At 52.2% G+C, this 25901-nt stretch carries 21 protein-coding genes and 1 pseudogene; 11 read left to right on the top strand and 11 right to left on the bottom strand.

Annotated elements, in window-relative coordinates; translation table 11 throughout:
* The first annotated feature begins 1 nt into the window (after position 1).
* Genes EP25_RS22215 through EP25_RS0119435 form a run of 5 tightly spaced genes read left to right on the top strand, consistent with a single transcriptional unit; the run spans position 2 to position 4355 of the window.
* A complete protein-coding gene (locus tag EP25_RS22215; RefSeq protein WP_036300802.1) occupies positions 2-1096 on the top strand; it encodes an HprK-related kinase B in 1095 nt (364 codons plus the stop codon).
* On the top strand, positions 1093-2067 hold the full coding sequence (locus EP25_RS23655) for a histidine phosphatase family protein (RefSeq protein WP_200875059.1): 975 nt from the start codon (positions 1093-1095) through the stop codon (positions 2065-2067). Before EP25_RS22215 ends, EP25_RS23655 begins: the two co-directional genes overlap by 4 nt.
* A complete protein-coding gene (locus tag EP25_RS0119445) occupies positions 2067-2762 on the top strand; it encodes a histidine phosphatase family protein (protein WP_031435393.1) in 696 nt (231 codons plus the stop codon). Before EP25_RS23655 ends, EP25_RS0119445 begins: the two co-directional genes overlap by 1 nt.
* On the top strand, positions 2695-4089 hold the full coding sequence (locus tag EP25_RS0119440) for a metallophosphoesterase (RefSeq protein WP_084191106.1): 1395 nt from the start codon (positions 2695-2697) through the stop codon (positions 4087-4089). The genes EP25_RS0119445 and EP25_RS0119440 overlap by 68 nt, the downstream gene beginning before the upstream one ends.
* Positions 4086-4355: an amphi-Trp domain-containing protein gene (locus EP25_RS0119435; RefSeq protein WP_031435391.1), complete on the top strand. Its 270-nt coding sequence runs from the start codon at positions 4086-4088 to the stop codon at positions 4353-4355. Before EP25_RS0119440 ends, EP25_RS0119435 begins: the two co-directional genes overlap by 4 nt.
* Positions 4356-4377: 22 nt before the next feature.
* On the opposite strand, the pseudogene EP25_RS0119430 reads toward EP25_RS0119435, so the two are convergent.
* Positions 4378-6252 (bottom strand): annotated as a pseudogene (locus EP25_RS0119430) (sensor histidine kinase).
* 79 nt (positions 6253-6331) lie between these two features.
* Between EP25_RS0119430 and EP25_RS0119425 the strand changes: the two are divergent.
* Positions 6332-7006: a LuxR C-terminal-related transcriptional regulator gene (locus EP25_RS0119425; RefSeq protein WP_031435389.1), complete on the top strand. Its 675-nt coding sequence runs from the start codon at positions 6332-6334 to the stop codon at positions 7004-7006.
* Positions 7007-7271: 265 nt separating this feature from the next.
* Here EP25_RS0119425 and EP25_RS0119420 read toward each other — a convergent pair whose 3' ends face one another.
* Positions 7272-7517 (bottom strand): hypothetical protein, encoded by a 246-nt coding sequence (locus tag EP25_RS0119420; protein ID WP_031435388.1) that lies wholly within the window; start codon positions 7515-7517, stop codon positions 7272-7274.
* A 469-nt stretch (positions 7518-7986) separates the two neighbouring features.
* On the bottom strand, positions 7987-8652 hold the full coding sequence (locus tag EP25_RS22670) for a cold shock domain-containing protein (RefSeq protein WP_051906919.1): 666 nt from the start codon (positions 8650-8652) through the stop codon (positions 7987-7989).
* A gap of 367 nt (positions 8653-9019) precedes the next feature.
* Between EP25_RS22670 and EP25_RS0119400 the strand changes: the two genes are divergently transcribed.
* The 5 genes from EP25_RS0119400 (at position 9020) to EP25_RS0119380 (ending at position 14778) form a co-directional block, all read left to right on the top strand.
* A complete protein-coding gene (locus EP25_RS0119400; protein WP_031435386.1) occupies positions 9020-11386 on the top strand; it encodes a hypothetical protein in 2367 nt (788 codons plus the stop codon).
* Positions 11387-11538: 152 nt separating this feature from the next.
* The gene (locus EP25_RS0119395; RefSeq protein WP_031435385.1) at positions 11539-12186 is read left to right on the top strand and encodes an START domain-containing protein; all 648 of its coding nucleotides are present in this window, start codon (positions 11539-11541) and stop codon (positions 12184-12186) included.
* 360 nt (positions 12187-12546) lie between these two features.
* Positions 12547-13140, top strand: a complete 594-nt coding sequence (locus EP25_RS0119390) for a hypothetical protein (protein WP_152555689.1) — start codon at positions 12547-12549, stop codon at positions 13138-13140.
* 125 nt (positions 13141-13265) lie between these two features.
* Entirely contained in the window at positions 13266-13646 is a 381-nt protein-coding gene (locus EP25_RS0119385; protein WP_036300797.1) for a DUF4870 family protein, read from the top strand.
* A gap of 274 nt (positions 13647-13920) precedes the next feature.
* Positions 13921-14778 carry a pirin family protein gene (locus EP25_RS0119380; RefSeq protein WP_031435382.1) on the top strand — a complete coding sequence of 286 codons (858 nt, stop codon included), beginning with the start codon at positions 13921-13923 and terminating at the stop codon, positions 14776-14778.
* Positions 14779-14957: 179 nt separating this feature from the next.
* On the opposite strand, the gene EP25_RS22665 is transcribed toward EP25_RS0119380, so the two are convergent.
* From EP25_RS22665 to EP25_RS22210, 8 genes are all read right to left on the bottom strand, one after another.
* Positions 14958-15656, bottom strand: a complete 699-nt coding sequence (locus tag EP25_RS22665) for a cell wall hydrolase (RefSeq protein ID WP_051906917.1) — start codon at positions 15654-15656, stop codon at positions 14958-14960.
* A gap of 332 nt (positions 15657-15988) precedes the next feature.
* Positions 15989-16705 (bottom strand): M48 family metallopeptidase, encoded by a 717-nt coding sequence (locus EP25_RS0119370; RefSeq protein WP_031435380.1) that lies wholly within the window; start codon positions 16703-16705, stop codon positions 15989-15991.
* A complete protein-coding gene (locus EP25_RS0119365) occupies positions 16705-19989 on the bottom strand; it encodes a type I restriction endonuclease subunit R (protein WP_031435379.1) in 3285 nt (1094 codons plus the stop codon). The genes EP25_RS0119370 and EP25_RS0119365 overlap by 1 nt, the downstream gene beginning before the upstream one ends.
* 23 nt (positions 19990-20012) lie before the next feature.
* Positions 20013-21176 (bottom strand): Fic family protein, encoded by a 1164-nt coding sequence (locus EP25_RS0119360; RefSeq protein WP_031435378.1) that lies wholly within the window; start codon positions 21174-21176, stop codon positions 20013-20015.
* Between the two features lie 247 nt (positions 21177-21423).
* Positions 21424-21960, bottom strand: coding sequence for an REP-associated tyrosine transposase (locus EP25_RS0119355; protein ID WP_031435377.1), 537 nt, complete (start codon positions 21958-21960; stop codon positions 21424-21426).
* Positions 21961-22204: 244 nt separating this feature from the next.
* Positions 22205-23497: a restriction endonuclease subunit S gene (locus EP25_RS0119350; RefSeq protein ID WP_031435376.1), complete on the bottom strand. Its 1293-nt coding sequence runs from the start codon at positions 23495-23497 to the stop codon at positions 22205-22207.
* Positions 23488-23823: a hypothetical protein gene (locus EP25_RS23970; protein ID WP_235185957.1), complete on the bottom strand. Its 336-nt coding sequence runs from the start codon at positions 23821-23823 to the stop codon at positions 23488-23490. The genes EP25_RS0119350 and EP25_RS23970 overlap by 10 nt, the downstream gene beginning before the upstream one ends.
* 76 nt (positions 23824-23899) lie before the next feature.
* The gene (locus tag EP25_RS22210) at positions 23900-25885 is read right to left on the bottom strand and encodes a type I restriction-modification system subunit M (RefSeq protein WP_235185956.1); all 1986 of its coding nucleotides are present in this window, start codon (positions 25883-25885) and stop codon (positions 23900-23902) included.
* Between the last annotated feature and the right edge of the window lie 16 nt (positions 25886-25901).

The raw sequence follows: 25901 nt of genomic DNA, 5'->3' as shown, positions 1-25901 counted from the left end.
TATGGAATTAACGACTGTAAAGTCACGCTTGCTGCGGGATGCGAGACCGGATGCCGCCAAACTGACACTGCAATGCGCCGGCTACCGCGTTACCGTGCTGAGCAATTCCGCCGCCTTGCTCGGCGTATTACGCGATTATTTCCACCCGTTTCTCTGTGACGCCACGGATACGGATATCACCGTTCAGGCCATCGAGTCGCCGATAGTCCAGCTGCCCTATCCGTTTCGCGACTGGAAACGGGAAGCCGGCAAAAGCGGGCGCAAGGACGCCTATTTCGACTTTACCGGCGGCCGCCTGATCCGCAAGGTCCGCACCGGCATGCTGTTTCTGCAAAGCGAGTCCGACTGCATCGCGGCAGGCCCTTGCCTGGCCTATCCCAACCAGGTCATCAATTTCATCAATGCCCAGATCATGAACCGGCTACAGCATCGAAACTGGCTGATCTGCCATGCCGCGGCGGTGGTTAAGGGCGACCGGGCCTATGCCATCGCCGGCTTTTCCGGCGGCGGCAAATCCACCTTCATGCTGCATTTGCTGGAAGACCGGAACATCGATTTTTTGACCAACGACCGCCTGTTCATCCGTCGCCGGCAACACAGCATCGACGCCGTCGGTATTGCCAAACTGCCGCGCATCAATCCCGGCACCATCGTCCACAACCCGCGCCTGCACAAACTGATTCCGGAACGTCAACGACAACACCTGCTGGCCCTGCCCAGACAGCAACTCTGGCAACTCGAGGACAAATACGATGTCGATATCGACGATTGCTACGGCAAAGACCGCATCGCCGACAGGACTCCCCTGCAAGCGTTTATTGTTTTAAACTGGAGACACGACAGCGAGGAAGCGACCAAAGCGACTGAGGTAAATCTGAGCGAACGGCGGGAACTGCTCGCGGCCATCATGAAATCGCCGGGCCCCTTTTACCAACAGAACGACGGCCGCTTCCTCACGGGAGACGAAAAACCGAACGAGGCCGCCTATCTGGCCGAACTCGGCGACATTCCCGTGTATGAAGTGACCGGACGCGTCGACTTCAAGGCGTTGCAGGACTTCTTCCATCAGCATATTATTCGGGAGACTGGACAATGAACAGGCAATTATTGTTAATGCGCCACGGCAAATCCGATTGGCGCGTGGACGCGGACGATTTCGACCGACCGTTGAAAACACGCGGTAAACGCGGCGCCCAGCGCATGGGCGTGTGGCTGCTGCAACAAAACCTGGTGCCCGATTACATCATCAGTTCGCCGGCGGAACGGGCCAGCAATACCGCCGCCAAGCTGACCAAGGCGATGGGCCTGACCCGGCAACATATCCACTATGACGCCCGCATCTACGAAGCGGACATCGAACAATTGCAAGCGGTGCTGGCCGACTGTCCGGCGCATAGCCATCGCGTTTTATTGGTCGGTCACAATCCGGGGCTGGAGGAATTGTTGTTGCATCTGCACGGCAGCGACATCGAACGGCCGGAAGACGGCAAACTGCTGCCCACCGCCACGCTGGCGGTGCTGAAGATGCCGGAAGACTGGAGCGAACTGAAACCCGGCACAGCCAAACTGACTTCCATCACCCGCGCTTCGACCCTGTCCGAAACCTTTCCGTTCAACGGCATTGCCGGCCTGGAACAACGCTTGAGGCCCGCTTATTATTATTCGCAATCGGCGGTCATCCCTTATCGGATTAAGAATTCGGAATTGCAGCTCCTATTGATTTCCTCCAGCGGCAAGAACCACTGGGTCGTCCCCAAGGGCATCATCGAACCGGGCTGCTCGGCGCATGCCTCGGCCGCCAACGAAGCCTGGGAGGAAGCCGGCGTGCGCGGCATCGTCAGCGAGCAAATGCTGGGCTGCTATCAATACCAAAAATGGGGAGGCACTTGTACCGTACAAGTCTTTCCGATGCTGGTCACCGACTTCATCGGCGACAGGGAATGGGAGGAGAGCCACCGCCACCGCGAATGGTTTACGTTGAAGAAAGCGACCCTGTTAATCGAGCAACAGCCATTACAAGCGATGTTTGCCGCGCTAGCAGCCGCTCTGGGCCAAGGTAAAAATTAATGCCGCGCAGCATTGCCGCCCTGATCCGGCACGGCGACTATCGCCAATTGCCCGATACGCCCAGCGCCCATCAACCCTTTGCGCTGACCGAGCAGGGCATGGCTCAGGCGGTGCGGGCGGTCGAGTTGTTACAACAACACAGCCGGCAACTGAATTGCCCGATTGACCCGGCCATCGCCTCTTCGACCCTGTTGCGGGCCTGGCAGACCGCCACGATCATCGGCGAAAACCTGCCCGACATGGAAGCCGGCGTGCAGCAACATGAGGAGTTGGCCGAACGCTGCGTCGGCGCCGCCGCCAATCTCAGCATGGGACAAATAACCGACATCCTTCGCCACGATCCGCGTTACCGAGAGCCGCCGGCCGACTGGAAGTCCAACAGCCATTATCGTTTGCCCTTTCCCGGCGCCGAATCGCTGATGCAAGCCGGCAAACGTGTCGCCAAGGTATTGGCCCGGGAAATGCGGGCAATGCGCCAGCAAAACCGGGGCGATCGAATCAAAGTCATCGTCGGTCACGGCGCCGCCTTCCGCCATGCGGCCCATCACCTCGGCATACTGAAATACGACCAAATCGCCCGCCTCAGCATGTATCATTGCCGCCCCGTTTTACTGGAACTGCACGACGATGACAGCTGGTCCCATATCGGCGGGGACTGGAAAATCAGACAGCAAAGCGAAAACCACATCGATTAACGCCATGCGTAACCCTCTCGACCTACCCAAATACAAAGGCCTTAAATGGATACAAGCCGACCTGCCGACCAAAGCGCAAAACTGGCCTTTGGGTAAATTGCATTCCTCGGACAAGGATCAGGACAGCCCGGCCGGACTGGAGCAACAACTGGCGCAATCGCAGCAGGAATATCCCTGGATCTGGCCGAAAGCACCGATCCTGTTCTTTTCCGACCTGCATGCGGATACCGATGCTTTCCTAGCCTCGTTGGTCGCATCCGGGGGCATCAAAAAAACCGGCCCCAAAGACCATCAGTTCAAACTGACCCGGAACGGCCGCAAGGCCCACTTCGTCATCGGCGGCGATTGTTTCGACAAAGGCCCCAGCAATCTGCGACTGCTGCGCTGCATCCGTCTACTGATCGAAAAAGGCGCCCGAGTGCATATCCTGGCCGGCAATCACGATATCCGTATCAAATTGGGGCTGCGTTCGGTCGACATGAGCAAGGACCCGAACAGCGAACACTTTTTCGTGCGCATGGGCGCCAAGGCCATGCCGTTTCTACGGGAAATCCGCCAACACTATTTACAAGGCGACGATGCCTTGCACGATATCCCGGACGAAGAGGAATGCCGCCGGCGCCTGTACCCTTCCGCAACATGGTTCGAAACCTTTCCGACTCAGGCCGAAGGAATCATGCCAAGCAAAGCCATCGACAAGGAATTGAAGCGTTTGCGCGAAAAGCTGGCCGATTTCGAGCAAGACCTGCACAAGGCCGGCCTGGACCTGCGCATCGCCTATGCCGCCGCTCGGAAGTGGCAGCAATTGTTCCTGCATAAAAACGGCGAATTCTACTGGTACTTCGACAAAATGCGCCTGGCTTTGCAGAAAGGCTCTTTTTTATTCGTTCATGCCGGACTGGACGACAGCGTCGCCCGGTTGATCCATAAAAAAGGCGTCAAACACCTGAACCAACAATTCAAACGGCATCTTAACGATGAAATGTTCACCTTCTATTACGGCCCCCTCGCCAATACCATCCGCACCAAATACCGCGACGTGGACCGGCCGATGACCCGGCAAGGCGTCGAACAATTGCGGCAAAAAGGCATCCACGCCATCGTCCATGGCCACAAGAACATGCGCTACGGTCAACGCATCATGCTGCGCAAGGGCATGGTCAATTTCGAATGCGACGCCTCGGTCGACCGCAACACCCGGAAAAAAGAAAATATCGGCTGGCAGCACGGCGCCGCCGTGACGATCTTCCAGCCGCAGGGCCGGGTACTCGCCATCAGCACCGATTATCCCTATATCAAAGTATTCCAACCACCGGCTTTATCATGAAACCAAGCAAGAAAAGTTTCCAGCACGAATCGATCCAGGACGCCAAAACCATCCAAAAAATCCTCAACGCCATCAGCGAAGGTATCGGCAAAGGCGAACTACAATTCAGCGACGAGGACGACGAAATTGTGTTTCACCCCGAAGGACTGATGCAGTTGAAGGTCAGCGCCGCCCAGGACGGCAACCAACAACGCTTCAACATCAAAGTCAGCTGGCAACTCGATAGCGAAAAACTGAAGAATAAGTCATTGAAGGTGAATGGATAGACAAAGATTGAAACCCGCATCGTCACTGATTATCGCTCGACTGAGAAACAGGCACGATAATCGAAAAACGAGACCCCTTGCCTAAAATCGAATCGACCGCAATCTCCCAGCCATTGCTAGCGGCCAATTCCTTGACGATAGCCAATCCCAACCCTTCTCCGACCGAATCGTCGCCTTTGCGGTAGGGCTCGAGTATCGTTTACAAAGCCTCCGGCGCAATACCGCAGCCATTATCGTAAACGTCGATCCGCAGCCGGTCGGATAGCCGCCTACAGCCGAGCAACAGTTTCGTCCCCGGCGCGCAATGTTTGATGGCATTGGCGACAAAATTCGACACGATGCGGATAAGCGGCATCGGCGTACACGATAATTCGACCGAGCACGGCATGACGTGAAATTGTAACCCTTTGTCGCTCGCCTCCTGGTGAAACATCTTACCCACCGAATCGGTGATCATGGCCAGGGGATAAAGTTCGACTTTCGCTCTGGATTCGGCCGCAGGCCTTGTTTCGGCCAAATACTGGTTGCACAACTGTTCGATATAACCGAATGCGTCGTGCAGGTGCTGGCGTACATCCGGACTTTGTTCCCGCGCCATCACATCCATCGTCGAACGCAACGACAGTAACGGTTGCCGAATGTCGTGCGAGGCCGTGGCCAATTGTTGTTGGCGTTTATTCGCCAGCTCCCGGGCCTGGGAATAGCGTTGTTCGGACTCGAACAACGCCCGGTTCAATTCGGCATCGCGTTTGGCGCTTTCCAATTCCCTCTGCAGCGCTTGTTCATGATCGTTGCGCAGGCCGCCCAAATGGATCGCAAAGGTACCCATCGTCGTTAAACTGACCAATAAATAGATACCCCGGTTTAACGACACGACCATCCATTCCGACAACGCCGAGCTGTCCAGAAACAGCGTAAATACATAGCAAGTCGCCGCGATCAGCAGCAAGGCCGTGTAAAAAGCCAGCATATTGCGTTTGCTGCTTCGCGACATCCAGGAATAAATACAATAACCTTGAGAGCCCAACATCAGGATCATGGCGATATAATTGACCGTCATCATGGCGACATTGCCGCTGAACGGTATCAGCAACAACATAAACAGGCACAGAACTGCCATGAACCGGCAAAAACCCTTAAACGGCTTATGGATAGCCGTTTTTTCCACGGCCAGCGACGACAGCAGAAAGCCCGATGCCGAGAAAACCAACGCCATCACCAAGCCGGAATACAGATTCCATTGCGGCCAGTCCGGCCACACATATTTAAAGGCATAGCCTTCTATTATCGCCAGGAAAAACAGGTATTCCAGAAACAGGATCCCGTAAAGCAACACGATGCGGCTGCGCATGGCGATGCCGAAGAAGAAAAAGGTCGCGATCAGCGTAGAGCTGAGACTATAAAAGATCGCGGCTTGAACGGTTTCGAGATGAACCTGATTGACGAATGCCGAATCCATCACTAACGAGATCGGCAGAAAGCTCACTCCCCTGGGCCGGTATTGCAGCAAAAATTCCGATTGCTGGCGGGCGGGTAATGTAAAGGCGATAGTGTTGAGTTTTATTCGCTTGTTGACGCGACGGCTAAAGGATTGCCGGCCATTGTGCTTAAGCAGCGTGACAGCCCCCTGCTCGGTCAACAAATAGGCATTGAGCAGCGGCACGAAAGGCGCGCCGAACACCAGGCGGCGGGTTTTAGTTTTTGCGGCATCATGATCGACGGACAGCAAAATCCAATAAACATCGTCCGAATTGCCGATATTGAAGGCTTCTCCCGATACGGTCTGATATTGCCCTTGCCGAAACCGATTGAGTGCGGACTGCAGGTTCAGCGTATCGTCCGGGTCATGAAGATAGCGAAATTCGGTGATCCGTTGACTGGCCGACGGCAAGGGCATCGCCGAATCGGCAAAAGCCGGGCTGCCGAGTATAAGCAATATGCTAATATACAGCCAACACGCAAAGCGGCGAACCGTGATGAAAACCAGACCCTTAAACATGCCATACCGCGCCATTATCGCCGACGATCACGAAATCGTCAGACAGGGTCTGCGCACCGCGCTGGAAACGCCGGGAATGGTCGAAAGCATGGGCCTTAAAGTCGTCGCCGAAACCGCTAACGGCATCGATACCATCGCCGAAGTGAAAATTCATAAACCCGATTTGCTGTTGCTCGATATCGCGATGCCGTTCGCCGACGGCACGGAAGTGCTCCCGGAAATCAAACGCTGGAGCCCCGCTACCCGCATCGTCGTGGTCACCGGCAGCAACGGCGGAGGGTTGGTGTGCAATCTGCTCGAAACCGGCGTCGACGGCATGTTTTACAAGGGAGCGTCGCTGGACGAGCTGTATCGAAAACTGCCCTTGATCCTGCGCGGCGGCCGCTACATCGCCGACCCCTTCCTCCAAGCCATGGAAAAACAAGATGCAGCGCAGTCGTTGACGGCGCGCGAACGGCAAATTCTGAACATGATCGTCACCGGCAAAACGAACAAAGAAATGGCCGAACTTCTGTTTATCAGCCCCAAAACCGTCGATAAGCACCGCACCAGCCTGATGACAAAATTGCATGTTCATTCGCTCGTAGAATTGCTCGCCTATGCATTGCGCGAAGGGTTAATCGATCCGGCCAATATCAGCGGACAGAGTTAATACTGTAGGGGGAAAGCGAAGAAATGACAATGGGGTGTTTACCCCGGTTGTAATGACAAACTTTCCGTCACCACAACCTGCAGGAACCTGATCTGGTCGCCGAATTCGCGCAATCGGCTTGATACGAAGCAGCCTATGCCTGTCTTGAGCCGGCTCTCAGCGAGCTAATACGAATGAATCGGACCTTGAACTCTCCGATTGAATATATTTTCAGAACGACCGAATCTCGGCATCAATACGTCAACAGCTTGATGCGGTCTATCGTTTATAACTTAGCATATTCCTCATCGAAATCCTTGGCGGCTGCATCCGTGAATGCGAAATTCTTGCGGATATAGGCAAGAGTCCTTTTTTCGGTGTCGGTCACTCCCTTCCCGTCATTGGCGGACTTGAAAAGGTCGGCCACTTCATCCTTGGACAATTTACCTTCACCGGCTCCAGTCGTGTGATGTTTTGCTAAATCCAGGAGCTCCTTCTCGTATTGTTCTCCATCGATGCTTACATAGGCCATGGTCTATCTCCCGTTTGCTTGGTTGTATTAAAGAATATATCAGCCCGCTAATAAATCCAACTTATTAATATGCCAGAATTTTAACCTCAATTAATCGTTCTCGTCAGATAAAACCTTCGAAAAAGAAGACGGACACCGTCACTTGCCGAACATGCCTGAAATTATTTGGTTGTTAGTGCGTTTTCGCTTCGTCTCGCCAGGGAGGTTTGATAAGAACTACCGGTCCCCAGCAAGACATTGGTTTCGTGATCACGAAGATCGATAAGCAAGACAGCATCATGCCGAACAGAATGATTGAGCGTCTGAACTTTTTCATGATTGTCGTGGAGCCCGTAGCTCCGATTAGCGAAGCGTAATCGGAGAACGTAATCATAACATTCGTGCGATTACGCTAGGCTAATCGCACCTACCGTACTGCGCCAATCTTGGTAGCTTAACGTCAAATTGACCAGTTGGTTAAGTGACGGCTTTAAGACAACCATTGATATAAACCTACTCCCGCAAAAACTGGTATTAACGCAAGAATCATTAAGACTCCAAAACAACCTCCAGAACGACTTAAATTAGAACGGTCGACTTGAGCAGGATTATCAAGAAGCCATTGCTTATGACACGAGCTACAATAAAGTTTTAGGAAACCGTTATTCCAAGCCTTTATTGTTCTGGCATCATGCGTTGCAACTTTATTACAGCGAAAACAACTAAATATTTTATCTTTTGGTTTTTTCTGTCGATTCAGTAAAACGATTGCTACTAATGCAGGAATACCACTTGGCACCGCGTCTTCAATACGTTGTGACTTGAAAAAAACAAAACCAAAAGCAATTAAAGAAACCAACAATACAAAAATGAATAAATAATCAAAAACATTTTTTTTAGGTGGTTCGATATTTTTTGCTTTACGCTTATTCTGAAAATTTGAATATGTAGCGATGCCTTCGATACCGACTGCCCGAGCTTTTAGTCTATTTTGAGAATCACGGCTAACTTCATAATTAACATTATCACCGACTTGCGGCCTTCTTGCCTGACTTTTGAAAGTAGAAATATGAAAAAAGACTCTTTCCGAGCCATCGTCAGGAGTAATGAAACCAAAGCCTTTTTCATCTTTCCACTGATCGATTTTTCCTCGCATAAGCTTCCTATTTGATATTTTTAAGTAACTTAACCATTGATTGTCAGGTCGATTTTCACCGATAAGTTGATATCAACCGACAAACCGGGCAGATCGGCCTGAATAATATTGGGAATGACAGTAAGCGTTAAGCTGCTAGTTGTCAAGCTCCCCCCCCCACATTGCCTGCTCTTCCCCGGATCGCCCCGACTTATTCAATCCCGAGGCCACAGCGGTCATCTTCGCCATGCTTTCCGTCCAATCATCCAGACCAATAAGTTAATTGGCAAAATGGGGGAATCACCCCATACCTTGAAACGCGGTCTCCGACCAGAATGTAGCCACGTTGCGAAGAAACGCAATGCCGACCAACTTTTGGAGACCTACAATGAAACATTCCATCCTGAACAAAACACTGTTGGCGATACCGGCTTCATTGGCCTTGAACCTGTTTGCCGCCACCGATTCCCTGGCCGATAGCGGTATCGTTTGCGACATCGATTATTGCAGCATCGAAATTCATTCCTCGCTGAGCATCAGTGCCGCGGTCGACCATTTTTATCGGGAAGCGGACGGCCGTTATGAAATGGCCGGCGATTTGATCGTCACCACGCCGGCCGGCTCGGTCGATCTGTTGGATGCCGACCTGATTTTCCAGCAAAACCCGGAAGGTTCTGAAATCGCTTACGAAGTCTACGGCACCGCCAAGGCGCCCTTCCCCGCGATTCCCCTGCTCGGCAACGGCAGCGCTTCCGCCCGGCCTGTCGCCGCGGTCGGACTGGTTGGCCGCGACACCCTGCAATCGTTACTGGCCTCGGGACAAAAACCGCTGCCGCTGGCGGAAAACCCGAAAGATCCGGAAGGCGACCCGACGGATATCAAACAACCCGCTTACCTGTTTTTCCATTTCGCCAGCGGTTTGTCGTTCGATATTCCTTTGAATCAGTTGCTCAATAGCGACAACGAGAATTTCGGTTTTTCCGTCCCCGGGGATCGCAGCATTACACTGGTCTTCGATCCGCAAGAGCCCTATTTTTACCTGTCTTCGGATTCCCTGTTCGATTTCAAGGAAGGCATGCAACAAGCCATGCAATGGGCCGAACAGGAGAATAGCGAAAAAAATCTCCCCGCGGACAGTACCGATAATACCTCCGCGAGCGATCTGATCGACAAAATTCCGTTGCCTCAACTCAACCAGCTGGCCTGGTCCAGCGAAGGCGGTATCCCCTTGCGGATGGAAACGATCTGGGGTTTACCGAATGTCGTCGGCAATATCAAAGGCCATTTGTTCGTCGATGCCGCCATGCCTTTATACAAATTCTTCGAACTGAACGGCGAAATCGTCACCTCGATCGGCAAAGAGGGTTACACCCAGGCCGGAAACGGCGACTTGGCGGTCAATTTCGACCTGATTCCCAATTTGCTGCACTTTAATTTCAATCTCGCCCGGGCCAGCGCCGGGGTCGTCGTCAACGCGGACGAACAAACCGGTTTTTTCAGCGGCATCAAGAAACCGGATACGTCGTTTCTGCCCGATTGGGTTCCGATTAAACCGACCCACGAAACCCAATTATCCGGCTATATCAGCAGCGCCTCCCCTCACCTGAGTTATCTTAGAGCCAAAGGCCAATTCGGCTTTTCACCCAAGTTCCTGTCGAACCTGATCGGCGTCGAGCTGAACGACATCGTCCTGAATCAGTCCGAAATGCGCATCGGCGCCGCAGGCATCTGGCTGAAAGGCAAAACCAGCGCCAGCATCCATCCGGCGATAAAGCTTAACAAGTCCACCGATGTCGAAATTTATCTTCCATTCGCCAATCTTGCCGACACTTCGATCAAAATGTCCGGCGAAATTATGGTGCTGGGAACCGGCATCTCGCCCGCCACACTGGAAATCAGCAAACAGGGATTTTATATCAACGGCCAATTCAGCACGCCGTTGGCGGTGATCGGGTTAAGCGGCGAAATCTCCGGCAGCGGGCCGGCCTTGGCGGGCGTCAGCAAAATCATGCTGCCGCTGGATAAAATCACCAACGCCTTGAGCGATGCCCAATACGCGGTCGCTGTCGCCAGAGACAAAGTCAATGACATACAAAGACTGATCGATGTCGAGATCGCCGCCGTCGTCGAACGCCGCGAAAGACATGCGCAAAACCTGCAAACGGCCCAAGACGCGCTGTCGGCCGCTCAATACGAAGTCAACCGGATACAGTCGGCCATTAATTATCAATACGACCTAATCAGCACGTACCGCAAACAGATTACTAATAAATACAATTGGTATAAGAGCCAGCCATGGTATAAAAAAACCTGGGCGTGGGGTGTTTATAGCGCCTACAAAACCTATAAATACGGTCAAATCAGTGTCGCTTACACGGCTATCGGCGCCCTGGAAGCAACAAAACTGACTGCTGTGGCCGCACTCGAAGTTGCCAAATATGCGTTGAAATTGCTCGAAGCCGCGACAGAAACCTTCCCGGTCGAAATGGACCCGAAAGTCGCCGCCTTGATCGTCAGCAAGGAAGCCGCCAACCTGGTATTGCTATCGGCCGAAGAAGTGTTGAAACGCTTTCCGGTCATCGACTTTAATGCCGGAACCGATCTGTTGCTGTCTTTAAACAACAGCGGCTTGCACGGCGAGGTATCGATGATCGTCAACGACAGGAACCTGGTCGGCGGCAACGTCACATTCGATCCCGTGCCGAAAGCCTGTATCGAACTGGCCGTTGTCGGCGAGCTTTGCACGCCGTTCTAACCTATCTCGGCATTGCATCATAGTGCGGCGGAATACTTGCATTCCGCCGCTTTGCTTTCGGCGACCGAAAAAGAGACCCGTAAAATTCAGGGTTATTGACTGGATACCGGCAACGGATATAGTCTTGTTTCAACATACCTAGTGTCATGCCCATGCCAATCAGATTCATTCAACTCGTGCTATCCGCGACCCTCAGTTTCGACGCATCTGCTTACCAAATCGACTGGTCGGAAATCGACGTGGGCTCCAACGTCAAGGTGTATGCCGGCCGCGTCGAGGGACTCGACTTGGTCGCTTTCAAAGGCGTGGACATTTTGCATCATTCGATGACCGACATTATCTCGGTCCTTTCCGACATCGAAAAGGCCGACCAATGGATCAATGGCATGGTCGAAGCCGATATCGTCGAAATACTGGGACCGACTACTCGCATCGATTACAATCGGCAACATCTTCCCTGGTCCCTCAACGACCGTGATTTCGTTTTCAAAATCACCACCCGACTCTCAGACGACCGACAACAAATAATCTTCGATCTCGCATCGGTAGAACATGAGCAAAAGCCTATCCGGCCCAATATCGTCAGGGGACATTTACTAAAAAGTTACCTAAAATTAAGGGCGCTCGCGGCAAACAAAACGGCCTTGGAAATCATGATGCTGGCCGACCCCAAAGGCGCGCTGCCAGTTTGGTTGGTCAACCTGGTTAATCGTCAATGGGCGCCCAACACCATCAACGGACTACGAAATTATCTAAAACAACATTATCGGCCGGAAATAAATACCGTCGATTATCGTTAAGTTGTTTCGGCTGACCGATGTCTCTCATTTCTTGCTCGCCCTTTAAGCATTGGCGCAATGCATGTCCGGACCGTGACAAGCCGCGTTGAATCGGTAAATGGTGCGAAATCGCCGGGCTTGAAGTATAGTTGCCACGCCCTAAGCCATTAGGCAAATTGCTTAGGGTAAGCCCGCAAGCAGAGCGAAGGCTGTAACGTGATTTACACTACAAGGACAACAAATGAATAAAGGCAGCCTCGAATAATTCAAAATTTGGCTATTATGATGTGTAACTTATTGAAAATATTGGATGACCAAATGCGCATAACGTTATTTTTGAGGCCGCCTAAAATTATAAAGTTATGTGGATTTGGAACATTAATGGCGACAATGACCGGGTGCATGACCTTTTCCGGTGACAAGCTTTCCGAGCTGGAACCGATAAAACCATTGGCGTCGCCGAAAATAGATACCACCGTGAGCCCGGACTACCAATACGACATCGACGTCATGCAAGTCATCACTAGCAACAAGGACGGCAGAATGGTCAACGAACGGGTCATCGAACTACCCTGGAAGGACAACGGCTATATATCGGAAGCAAACTACGTCAAACTGGGCGAGTTTACCGGCAACGCCGATTACAATTTGACCCTGTCGGGCCGCCATACCGTCGATTCCAGCACCGCCATGCAGATTATCAGCGGCCTCACCCTGATGCTTATCCCCTACACCGTCGACCAAGAGTATGATTTGGTCTATACGTTGGAAAACGTCAAAACCGGCAAAACCTATACGGCGAAAGCCAATGAAACCGAATCCATGGTGGGATGGCTGCTGTTCTTTCCGGCTTTTCCGTTTTCGATGCTGGGCAGCATGAATGCGATGGAACACCTTTCCGAACACGTCTATCAGGATTTCGTCAGCCAAGGTGCCTTTGCTCCGGAACCTGCCGGGAATAACGAAACCGAATAGGGCATCTTAGCGCTCCGCCTACCCGGCTCATCGGTCGATTCCCAGTCTGGAATCAATTTGTAACGATTTATTGCAACTAAACCTCCTTTCATTCAGTCCTAGAAACTGAATGAAAGGAGGTTGCTATGAAATCATTATCCACTCATCATCAACACGAAGATCGCAATTCCGATTACAAGAACCTGGCGAGCACCATCTACTTGTTACAGGCCCTCGCTTTTCTGTTAGGCGGAATCACCTTTATTATCGCGGCCGTCATCGGCTACCTGAACCGCCGTCATGTCGAAGGCACCTGGCTCGAGTCGCACTATCGATGGCAAATCAATACGTTCTGGGTCGCCTTGTTCTCGGTCATCATCGGTGCGACAACCATGCCTTTACTAATCGGATACGTCGTCTTGATCGGCGCAACCATCTGGACAATCCATCGCATCGCCTATGGCTGGATTGCCCTGGGCAAAGAGAGTGAAGTGAAGCCGGTTTTTTTCAAAAACTCGCGTCCTTAAATAGAAACTAAAGACTGACTGTCAATAGACCTGCTTCTCTAATTCGCAAAATCTATTTGCCGGCATTAGGGTCGATAACTCCAACGTTCATGCCTGAACAGGTGGTTGCTTCAAGTCATAGCGGCGATCTATCAATCGGGCATTAACCCTACCCCCTGAATCCGCCTGGGGTTAAGCCAAAAACGGACTTTGAAGCACTTACGCATTTTATCGTTAGTGACGCAATGACCGGCAATGCGGTTATCCTTGTCCCTATCCATCACCGGAGCGCATCATGAGCACACGCACACTGCAACAAGTCATTCCAGCGATCGCCACTTCCGACGGAGCAGGCGTCAAGCTGCTGCGTAGCCTGGGACAAAGCCAAACCCTGCGCGTCGACCCTTTCCTGATGCTGGACGAATTTTCTTCCAGTCAAGCCGACGACTATATCGCAGGTTTTCCCAGCCATCCCCACCGGGGCTTCGAGACCGTCACCTACATGCTCGACGGCCACATGTTGCACGAAGACCATCTCGGCAACCGGGGAGATTTGCAGGCCGGCGGCGCGCAATGGATGACTGCGGGGCGCGGCGTTATTCATTCTGAAATGCCGCAACAGCAAAGCGGTCGCATGCGCGGATTCCAACTATGGATCAATCTGCCGGCGATGGAGAAGATGAAACCCGCCGGCTATAGGGACATCCGGCCGGAAGAAATCCCGCTGGTAAGATTACCCGACGGCGGCGAAATAAAAGTGGTCGCCGGCAACGTTATCATCGACGACAACTTCGTCGGCGGCCCCATTCAAGGAATCAGTACCGAACCGTTGTTTCTGGATGTGCGTTTGCCGGCCGGCGGGCAGTTTAAACAAGATATCGCCACGGAACACAATGCCTTCGTTTACCCCTATGAAGGACATGTCGAAATCGGTGCCCAAAACCAAAGACGTCCCCTGCAGCCGCATACGGCAGGGGTTCTATCTTCGGGGGAAACCATAGAAATCCGATCCCCGGATCGGTCGGCCGCCTTTCTGCTGTTGGCGGGACGTCCGCTCAGGGAGCCGGTCGCCCAGTACGGGCCGTTCGTCATGAATACCCGCGAGGAAGTGGAACAGGCGATGAGCGACTACCGAAAAGGACAGCTGGTGTAATTGATTATCTTCTTTCCCGCACGCCGCCTAGGAACAAAACGAAAATCCGCATTTCCACCTATCCTGCTGGCCCGTTGCTGTTATCAAGTCTACAGGGAAATTTTCACGCGTGCAGAGAGACCAAGTGTCCACGGCCCAACTTATAGAATCATAGAAAAAAGACTAAAAATTTAAGAATCCTAGGTATTATCGAGCTTCGTATTATTACGAGCGACCTTCGAATAGCGCGGAGCATTTTTATAAAAAATATGCCTTCCTATTTTTGGTCCACGCCGCAGAGCCTTTTTCCAATACGGGTTGACATATTCGGCATGATACCAGAGCGCACCTTGCGTTGGGTCGGTGGATTTACCTGAATATATTTCATGAGCGATGCGAAAGCTTTTATACCAGGACGCAAGATTGGTCGGCCTGTCGGAGCGGCCATCGCACCACCAGGAAAACTGGCAACGATTTAATTTGCGCTCGCCGCCTTGCTTTACCACTCTACAAATTGAATTGGGAAATTTTGCATCGCCAACACGATTCATCACGACGTGACCGACCGCTTTTTGGCCTAATTCGGACTCTCCCCGGGCTTCGAAATAAATATTCAAAGCGAGACAATAAATTTCTTCCAGATTCTTTGCATTTTTTAAATTTGTACTATTCTTAGCTTTAACATTGTTAATCAGATTTGCGATGTTAAAGGTAAAAATATTGTTACTGGAAAAAAATTTTGTTTTGTCGTGTTTTTCAGCAGGATCTGTCCGGTTTTCAACCTGTACGATGTTTTTATCCTGAAGAAATATTGGCCATTCATGATAGACACGGGTATCGTCGAATGGCTGGCAGTTTAGCCATAAAAGCATTAAACAAGCATTATTAAGCGTAATCATCTCCAACCCCTAATTCAATTAGAAGGTAAATACGTCAAAGACGTGGACCCTAAAATACAATCCGATTGATCAAAACATCGTCACATTGAGTATATCTGTAATATACCTATTCAATTAATTACATAGTGGCAGGCATTCTCACATATTGTTAATACCGATGATATTGTACATTGGTACTAAATCATACTCGATCTATGCGATTTCTGGGTAAAGGTTTCCGCGCCCCATGGAAAATAAGGAATTTCTCGATATAAGCTTCATTGGGCGTTATCGATAAAGTATTTTTCCGTATTCTTTCCTCTTTCCCCCGCGCTACACCTATTTTTACCGGCTCAATAATCCCATCGTTCATGCCTAACCGGCAACCTATTCAACTCATCGCGGCGATGGCGCCAATCGGGCATAAAGTGATCCATCAAGCCGATGAAACGATCGTTATGCGTTGGCTCCAACAGATGGAGCATTTCATGCACGACGATATATTCCAAACAGTCCTGCGGTTTCTTGACCAGTTCGGTATTGAGCCGAACGCTTTTACCGGCCGGATTGCAACTGCCCCATTTGGTTTTCATGCGCTGTACGAAGAAACGCTCGACCTTGATACCTAAAATCGGCTCCCACTTATCGAGCAAAGACTTAACCGCTTCTTTCAACGTTTCCCTGTACCAATCTTCGAGCACGCTTCGAATATTCTCTCGATCGCTGCCGGGCCTGACCCTGACCACGATCTTGCTATGCCTTAAAAACACGCCCAAAAAATCGTCGGTATAGTCGATACGCAACAGATAACGCCTGCCCCACAGATAATGGCTTTCTCGGTTCAAGTATTCGCGCGGCGTTTCCCGTTCCTGTTCGATTAACTTCCGCCGTTGCTGCTTGATCCAGGGCAACTTGGAAATCGCGAAAACCCGGATCATATCGAGCTTCATGCGCTCGGGTGCGGATATCCGCACCTTACCGTCGGGCGGATAGACGCCGAGATGGATGTTCTTGATGTCCTTGAAGACGACATCGACAACGATATCGCCCAATTCAATCCGGCTGACCATCAATACTCGCCTTTATGCTCGAAGATGATCTTGAAGATGCGCTCCACCTCGTCCACGTCCTGCAACACGCCGTACAACGCCGCCTTGATAACCTGCTCGCGGGCCTGAACGCCGCGCCAGCCGTCGGGCCGCACCTGCTTGACCGTTTCGTCGATCTTCAGTGCCAAATTCAGCACAGAATCCCCGGGGACATTGTATTCTTTCTCGTTCCTACGCGCCGCGTGGGAATGCCTATCCGGCGCGTTGCGCCCATTACCCCCTGCGATTATCTCCCTCGCCCCTTCGGCGACTTCCTCGGCGTTTGCACCGCAGCGCGGTATCCGCTTCGATCCTACGCAGCGCGTAGGATCGAGAGAATCTTCGCCGGAAACATTGTATTCAGCGCGTTCCTCGACCTTTCCGGCCGCTACTTTCAGATTGTTGTACAGCGCCCGTTTCCCCGGCGTATCCAATTTCTGGGGCGTATCGTCGCCTTTTCCGGCTTGCACCTTCTTCGCCAGTTCGGCGATACGCTGCAGAAATTCCTCGTATTCGATGGCCTTGGCCTTGCGCAGCGCGATGATCTCATCGAGCAGCGCCGACATCTTCTCGTAAAATTCGGGATCGTTCAGGTGTTCCTTGATGATCTTGCGGCGGACGTTGTTCTCGATGGTCTCCGAAATTGCGTTCTTGTTGCCTTTCAACCCGCCCAGTTGCTTATTGATGGCCTCGGCGATGCCGGTCTTGACGACCAATTCCAGCAGCGGGATGTCGTCGAACGGGGAAATCTTGCGTGGTTCCTCGGCCTGAATGTAGGTATCGATCAGATGCCGCATGTCGGCCTCAAAGGCTTTCAGGTCCAGCGTTTCGCCGCTGGCCTTGCGGATGATCTCGCGGATTGCCAGATACCGGTCGATGCGCTGCTTGATGCGTTGAATGTCGTCAGCACAGTAACCGGCCGTGTCCAACTCGCCGGATATGTTGGCATAGGCACGTACCAGCGAGGCGGTCGCCTTGTAGAACGCGGTGCGTTGCGGCTCGCGTTCCTCCAGATCGGACTGAATCTCGGTATTGCCGCAGAAATAATGGATATGCTCCAGCTCGCCTCGGGGCGGTTGCACCGGCTCGCACAACAAGGCCAGAGTTTCCAGCGCCTGCTCCAACCGCTCCTTACCTTTCTTCAGCCGGTCCTGCATTAAGATGGCCGGATCGGCGCCGCCGTCGCTGTGATCGAGCTCGGAGGTGTACACCGAAATGGCGTTGTCGACTTTCTCGAACAGGTTCTTGTAATCGACGATGTAACCGAAATCCTTGTCCTCGCCGTCCAGCCGGTTGGTGCGGCAAATGGCCTGAAACAGGCCGTGATCCTGCATCGATTTGTCGATATACAGATAAGTGCACGGCGGCGCATCGAAGCCGGTCAGCAGTTTGTCCACCACGACCAGCAGTTTCATGTTGGCTGGCTCTTTGGTGAACAACGCCTTCGCCCACTCCTCGTAGCTTTCGGTCTTGGTCATCCCCGGCCTGGCTTCGACGTCCAGTAACAATTCTAGGTAAGTGTTGTAAATGAATTGTTTGTCGGTTTCGCTATTGGCACCGGTTTCTTCCTTGCTGACATCCTTGGCCATCGGGTTGTAGGACGTCACCACCGCGCAGCGGCCCTTGAATGGCGTTTTCTGGAACAGCGTGAAATATTTGCAGGCTTCGTAGATACTCGACGCCACCAGGATGGCGTTGCCGCGCTCGTTGGACAGGCGCGGCTTGACGCCAAAATCGAAGATGATGTCGCTGACCACTCGTTCCATGCGCGAGCGCGAACTGAGCACCTGCTGCATCGTGCCCCATTGCTTTTTCAGCTCGTCCTTCTGCCAGTCGTTCAAGCCCTTGGTCTTGGCCTCGAACCAGGCGTCGATCTTGTCGACCGAACTCAGCTTCTGATCGATGTCGCGCGCCTCGTATACCAGATCGAGCACCACGCCGTCCGCCACCGCCTCGCCGAATTTGTAGGTATGGATATAGCCCCCGAATACCTCCAGACTGGTGGCCTTGTCCTTCTTCAACAACGGCGTGCCGGTAAAACCGATGAACACCGCATTGGGCAGCATCGCCTTCATAATCCGGTGCAGCTTGCCGCTCTGGGTGCGGTGGCATTCGTCGACGAACACGAACAGCTCGCCCACCGTCGGGCTGGGTTGTGCCTCCAGGTCTTTGATGAATTGCTCGAAGTCGTCGACGTCCTTCTTGCCAAATTTATGCACCAGCGAACACAACAACCTAGGCGTTGCCTGACCGAGCTGTTGCAGCAAATCCTGGCCGCTGTTAGAGCGTTTGATCGGTTCGCCGGCCTCGGTGAAGACCCGCTCGATCTGCTTATCCAGCTCGTCGCGGTCGGTGACGATCGCGACGCGAGCATGCGGATTGTTCTCCAGAATCCATTTGGCCAGCAACACCATCACGATGCTCTTGCCGCTGCCCTGGGTATGCCAGATGATGCCACCTTTGCGTTGTTTGACATGCCGCTGCGCCGCCTTGATGCCGAAATACTGATGCACGCGCGGCAGCTTCTTCACGCCGCCGTCGAACAATATGAAATCGTGCATCAGCTCGACAATACGCTGCTTGTCGCACAGCTTGAGCAGATACTTGTCCAATTTGAAGCGGCTGTTATCCTCCTCATTCTCTTTCCAGGTCAGAAAATATTTTTCCTCGGTGCCGATCGTGCCGTAACGCAACCCTTCGGAATCGTTGCCGGCGAACACGAACTGCACGGTGCTGAAGAACCGGGCGTTGAATTCGGGCTGCTGGTTGGAAAGGTTCTGGCGAATGCCGTCGCCGATGCTGACCCGGCTGTTCTTCAATTCCAACACGCCGATGGCGATGCCGTTGATATACAGCACCAGATCGGGCCGGCGTTCGTGGTTGCCGTGCAAGGTCACTTCCTCGGCGATAGCGAAGTCGTTGTCTGCCGGATTCCACCAGTCGATCAGATGCACGGTTTCGGTATCTTTGTCGGCCTCGGTCTTGACCGGCACACCATAGCGAAGCAGATCGTAAACGGCCTGATTGTTGCCGTAGAGACCGCGATGATGGTTATCGGCCTCGCTGCGCAGCTTATGCAGAGCCACAGCGATTTGCGCAGGAGTATAACCTCGCATGGTCAAGTTAGCGCTAAGATAAGCTTCCTCGATATTGCTATTGCCGCCGCGGTCACGCCAGTCGCCCAGATAGTCATAACTTAGTTCGTCGCGGAACAAGGCGATGATGCGATCCTGGGTGACGCGTTCGGGTTGGCCGATAATCTTCATGCTACATATCCATGTTAACTGCTTTAGGAATTGCTGATATTGAGTGATGCAGGGATAAAGCCTTCATTCGACAGCGCCAGAATCACCCCGCGTATCAAATAACTGCTGCTAAACCCGATGGTATATTGGCGAGCGCCCTCCTTAATGGGTTGTAACATGTGACGTTCGACCAGTTTCTTGATCTGATAGGTACGCTGTGGGGCGGTCATTCCTGGCATTGCTGCTTCGAAGTCGGCTGCCTTGGCAATTCCAATTTTGGCTGCGATATGCAGAATCTTTTCCTCCATCGCCGTGATCAGTTCTCGTTCCCTCGCATAAGCTAACGCCGGAGACAGAATTTTGCTACTCAAATAATGAAAATCGGCCAACTTATCGACTTTACGCAACTCATCCAGTATGCCTTGCAGCACATAAATACACCACCTTTCCAACCCCTCACTTGCACCTTTATCGGCTTCGGCCAGCATGGCGTAATACCGATCCCTATCGTTACAAAACACCGCTGTAGGATTCAGCACCCGACCGCCGGTTTCAACGTTAAAGCCATACTTGATCAATAAAGCATAGGTCAAAAGCCTAACGACCCGACCATTTCCATTACCAAACGGATGTATCCAGCCGAATCGATGGTGGGCCAAGGCGACTTTGATGAGGTCGTACTTACGCGGGTGATCGGTATTGATAAATGCCACCAGTTCCTGCATATAATCCGGCACTAGAATAGGCTCCGGCGGCAAATGCTCGGATTGGGCAATTTGTACCGGTTTATGCCGATAAGCGCCTGGCGTAGCATCGCCTTCGCGTTCCAGATCGGTAACGGTCATGCTGTGCAATTCACGGATGAAATACTCGGTCAGTTCATCGCCGCTATTGAAATGCTCTTCAATGAAGCTCATCGCGGTCTCGATGTTGCTCATTTCCCGCAGTTGATCGGACGGTTGCTGCTGGCCGCCTTCTAGTTTACTTTCTACATAATCAGCCAAGGTCGTATGATTACCTTCGATACGCGCCGACCCCAAGCTTTCCAGCATGTGGAAGATATATTTCAGTTGAAAGAACACCTGGGGCGGTGTCGAGCCACCCAATTGCAAGCGCCGCAAATGTTCCAGCTCCGTTAACACATCCACCAGCGGCGAATCGAAAGCCGGATTGAGTAGCTTTAGATCATGGTGGTTAAATGAGGGCATAACGATGATTTTCTTTAATCCTGCTGTTCACACATCTTTGATATTACAATATAAATTGTTTTAAATCATATAATTATAGATTAATCCGTAAAAACTTATCTTTAATCTTCAGCTAGATTATCTTGAAAAATCGCTATAAGGAAGTAAAAAAGTTTCCATGAGGCTTACCGATTTCTTGTTCCCATTTATGCCCTGCGGGTGCACTGCACATGTCGATTCTTTCTTGTTCCCGCGCGCCGCGCCAAACTCACAACCATTCTTTATAAACAGAAATCAAACCACTCCGCCCCGCATAATCCTTGGCGCTGGAATAACGCCAATGTTCCGGCTCGTCGACATAACCACGCTTGACCGGGTTGAAATGGATATAGTCCAGCTTTTGCCGCAGCATCTGCTCGTTTTGAATCAGTTGAGGATGCGACCCTTCTTCCCAGCATTGATAATCTCCATCTTGTTTATGCGCCTTACGGAAAAAAGCCATCTGCTTTAACAGACGTTCGGCCCGGCATGACTGTAAATGATCGATCAATTGCCTGGCCGTATAGGATTTAAAATGCGCGACTTCCGTGCGTAGACTATCGGCTTGCACGATCAAATGCAGATGGTTTTCCAGGATGACATAGCCATACAACTTCCAGCCGCGATGTTCCTGTCGATAACTCAAAGCATTGAGGATAATATCGACCGTTTGCGGGCGCGTGAACAACGGCATCCAATTCAACACCGTGCAGGTTAGAAAATGGGGAGCTTGTTCTTCGCGGATCGTATAGCGACTGCGTCCCATAATAAACACCTCCTCGTCTAAGGATAGCGCAAGAACAATGCCTACCCGGCGCGCTGCGCCCACTACCCTTTCGCTGGTCGTTGCCTGATGCTTTTACGCCGTTGCGAGGTGCTGACTGGGTTTTCTCGTCCGCCGGTCAAGGAGGACTACCTCGGCATTTGCACCGCTGGCGCGGTACTGACTGTGTTCCTATTTATGCCCCGCGGGTGCGCGGCGCGTGGGAACAAGGGTCTCTGTCTGCCGCTCACACCAGCCGAATCCGGCCGCTCAGCAGTTCCTGCATCATGCCTTGCTTGAGTTGTCGCGCCTTGGCCAGCTTGCTTTCCAGCGCGGCGATTTCGGCGGCCATGTCGCTGAGGACTTTGGCTATGGCGGCTTGTTCTTCTTGTAAAGGAAGATAAAACTCCATAGCTTTCAAATCAGGCAACGAAATCCCTTTTACAGTACTACCGCTACCTAGCTCGTCAATTTTCAAAGCATTTAATTCAAACCAATAATAAAGAAATTTTATATTCACATACCGCTTTGTGAAAAGTGCCTTAAGGTCTTGATTAATTGCTACATCCACTTCGTAAATTATCGCTTTTCCCAAAGCCATCCTCGTTGACGTAATCAATGTTCCCTTTGGAATTAGATTTGACGAGCTATTGATAAGTCCTTCAGAAGAGATATTTTCTTGTGTGTGATATGGATGAAAGGATGCAAAATCCTTTACTGTAGCCCAAGGAATTTGATTACCCCAATATTTTGGATTCGATCTGCTTGGTGTTCCCCCACCAACTATTTTATCGAGTACATCACCCAATCGCTTAACCTCCCACTCCCCACTAAACCCCGGCAAACGCTTCTTTCCGGTCAGCAATTCCTGCATGGCGCCTTGTTTGATCAGGCGCTTTTTGGCGATCAGTTGCTCCAGCGATTCGAGCAGCGCATCCACATCGCTCAACGCCTCGGCGATGGCTTCTTGTTCGGTTAAGGTAGGTGGAATTGGTACAATAACATTTCTAAGGATATTTTGATTTAAAGATGGCATGGTCGTTCCAATCGCGTGCTGTAGAAGCCATCCTTTGATCCGAGAACTTTGAAATTGAAACCCTAAATACTTATCGTAGCAACTATTAGCAATTCGAACATTTATTCCATCTGATCCAAGAAACCATCCATCTTCCTTTTGTTGAATAACTGCTGAACGGTCTACCCCACCTTTTCTGCCAAAAACAATATCTCCACATTTCAATACAAATTGCGGTAACCGTTTAACAATTAACTCTGATACACGAGGTGTTTCCTCCGTGATTCCTAGGAATCCTTCTCGAATCTCCCCGACTGATATTAATGGAACACCATCATCGGACGCGGAATATTCCGAAGCTTTAAGAAGAGTTCCAAAAGGTCCAGTCTTGATTACAGCAAATTCATGGAGCAACTTAATTTCCCAATCCTCCGGAATCAATCCGACCTCGGTCTGTTTATATCCCTTCGGCACCAGCTCTCCGGCATCGGCCAAATACCGGGCGCTCGCCTCCTTCAATTCCATGCGAACCCCATCTTCTGCAGATGTTGGTTGACCTTGGTTTCCAATTCAGCGACGCGGTCGTTCAGTGTGGGCAGCGGCGTTTCGTAGCGTTCGGCCAGTTCCTTGACGCGACGGGTCAGGGCCTGGCTGATGCGGTCCATTTCGCCGTGGATGCGCTTGTCCAGCTCGGCCAGCCATTTGTCGTCCACGGCCAGCGTCTTGATGTCGGCTTCGCGCAGTTTCGGATAGTGGGCGTAGCTTAAAGCGTCCAGCTCGGCTTCGGCGTCCTTGAGCCTGCGTTTCAATGCGCTTTCCTGATTGTTAAGCTGCAACCATTGATTCAGCACGTTAGCTTCTTCCAGAGCCTTGAGGTCATCTTTGAATTTCTTATATTGTGTAGCAACACCGGCCTTGTTAATTTTCTCAAGATCCGAAAAGGCCCCTTCCTCGCCACCGTGTTCCTCCTCCAGTTCGGCCAGTTGGGCGCCGACGCTTTCCAGCTCGGCTTGCAGTTGTTCGATCGCCTGTTGTTCTTCGGCGAAATAACGGGCGACGATCAGGGACTTGGAGCAGGTCGCAGGCCCAGCCCTTGTCCTTTTCCTTGCCCTTCTTGTCGGTCTCGATGATGCGATAGGTCTCGGCCTTCCAGCCGTCGGCGGCGATCAGATAGCAGTCGTCCTGCATCGTTTCGGCCCAGTAATTCATCAGATGCTGGTAAACGTCGTATTTGTCGATCAGCGGCTGCCCGGCGTAATGCGCCAGCAGATCTTCGGACAGCTCGGCGATCAGGTCCTTGGGATGGCAACCGGCCTGCAAGTCCTTTAGTTTTTCCTCGCTGCGCTTACACCAGACATCGAAATGCGCGTTCATGCCGGCGATGAAGGCGGAAAATTCGTCGTGTTGATAGATCGCCGTTTTGATCGCCGCCTTGTCCACGGCCAGATCCAGATAGCCGGGACGGTTGGGCTTGAACAAGGCGCTTTTCAGATTCGGGCACACCGACCAGTAGCGTTGCAGCGCGTCGATGTCGGCGGCCGGAATGCCGCCTTGCAGATGGCCGGCGATGTCCTGCAGATCTTCGGCTTCGCTGTTGTCGATGTAACGCGGCAGGTTCAGGTTGAATTCGTTTCGTTCGATTTCGTCGAATCCGACCAGGCGCGAGTATTTGGGGATTTCCAACTGTTTCGTGAAAGCGTCGACGATCTTGTGGATGTCCATGGACCGCAGGCGGTTCTTGTTGCCGTCCTTCATGTAGCCGGCACTGGCGTCGATCATGAAGATGCCTTTGCGGGCCTGGGCTTCTTCCTTGTCGATGACGATGATACAGGCCGGAATGCCGGTGCCGTAGAACAAGTTGGCCGGCAGGCCGATGATGCCTTTGATGTAGCCCTTGCGGACCAAATTGCGGCGGATGTCGGCCTCGGCATTACCGCGGAACAGCACGCCGTGCGGCAGAATGCAGGCGCCCTTGCCGGTGCTTTTCAGCGAGCGGACGATATGCAGCAGATAGGCGTAATCGCCCTGCTTCTCCGGCGGCGTGCCGAAAGCTTGGAAGCGTTGGTGGGGATCGTTCAGCGTGTCGACGCCATTGCTCCAGCGTTTGTCGCTGAACGGCGGATTGGCGACCACATAGTCGAAGGTCTTCAGATTGTCGCCGTCCTTGAATTTGGGATCGGCCAGCGTGTTGCCCTGATAGATCAGCGCGGTCGCCTGGTCGTGCAGGATCATGTTCATGCGCGCCAGGCCGCTGGTGGCGGAATCTTTCTCCTGGCCGTACAGCGTGACCTTGGCCTTGGCTTCGTCGCCGACTTTCAACAACAGCGAGCCGGAACCGCAGGTCGGATCGTAGACCGTGGTATTGCTGCTGGTGTCGGCCTCGCGGATGCCGATGATTTGCGCGATCACGCGGCTGACTTCGGCTGGCGTATAAAACTGACCCTTGCTCTTGCCGCTGTCGACGGCGAAATGGCGCATCAGGTATTCGTACGCGTCGCCGAGGATGTCGTCGCCTTCGGCCCGGTTCTTGGAGAAATCCAGGTCCTTGTTTTCGAAAATGGCGATCAGGTTGGTCAGCCGGTCGACCATTTCCTTGCCGCTGCCCAGCTTGTTGGCGTCGTTGAAATCCGGCATCTCGGACAATTTATTGGCCGCTTTCAACGGCGCGATGACCTTCTTGTTGATCTGGTCGCCGATGTCGGATTTGCCCTTCAGCAGCACCATGTCATTGAAACTGGCGCCTGCCGGTACGGTGACGGGCGCATAAGGGGCGCCGGCGTATTTGTCGCTGATGTATTTGATGAACAGCATTACCAGCACATAGTCCTTGTACTGCGATGCATCCATACCGCCGCGCAATTCGTCGCAGCTTCTCCACAACGAGCTGTACAACTCGGATTTTTTGATAGCCATAGGTGTATTTGTTTCG

Origin of the sequence: Methylomarinum vadi, assembly GCF_000733935.1 — a bacterium.
Classification (GTDB): Bacteria; Pseudomonadota; Gammaproteobacteria; order Methylococcales; family Methylomonadaceae; genus Methylomarinum; species Methylomarinum vadi.
This window is presented reverse-complemented; position numbering and strand designations above follow the sequence as displayed.